Source organism: Paenibacillus sp. YAE3 (assembly GCF_057546105.1).
Genome location: NZ_BAAIYF010000055.1, coordinates 1 through 534, shown reverse-complemented (window position 1 = coordinate 534; position 534 = coordinate 1). Strand labels below are relative to the sequence as shown.

At 47.0% G+C, this 534-nt stretch carries 1 protein-coding gene; it reads right to left on the bottom strand.

The features are described 5' to 3' along the window. Nucleotides 1-534, bottom strand: a 534-nt coding sequence (locus tag AC27KL_RS28160; RefSeq protein ID WP_487171808.1) for a helical backbone metal receptor, incomplete at both ends; no start/stop codon positions are given.

Here is a 534-nt window from a genome sequence, read left to right as displayed (position 1 = left end):
AAGCGGTTTTTTCTTTAATCGAGTCGATCCCGTCTTTCATGTCTGAAACGACCTTTTCCGCCTCTTCATTCTTCCCGACAAGCTTCCCGATATTCTCGATTGTTGTATAAACTTTATCAAAGCTCGACGCATCACGTACGACATATACAGGAATACCAGAATCCCTGATCTGGTCAAGACCGGCTTTTGCTGATACAGCCGTGGATTCATGGGCAAGGACCAGGTCCGGTTTCATCCCTACGATCTTCTCGACGTTGAATTCCATTCCGCCGATCTTCTCGATATCTGCCGCTTCTTCCGGATAGTTATCAAAATCGGTCACTCCGACGACGCTGTCTCCGAGCCCCAATTCAAAAAGGATCTCCGTATTACTTGGGATCAGGGTGACAATCTTTTCGGGTGCTTTCTCAAGGGTGATATCATCCCCGAGTGCATCCTCTACCGTGACGGGTTTGGATGCTGATTCACTGCTTTTTTCAGAGGTTTTTTCCTCTGCTTTGTTGTCTGTCGTTCCACATGCTGTCAATAATCCAA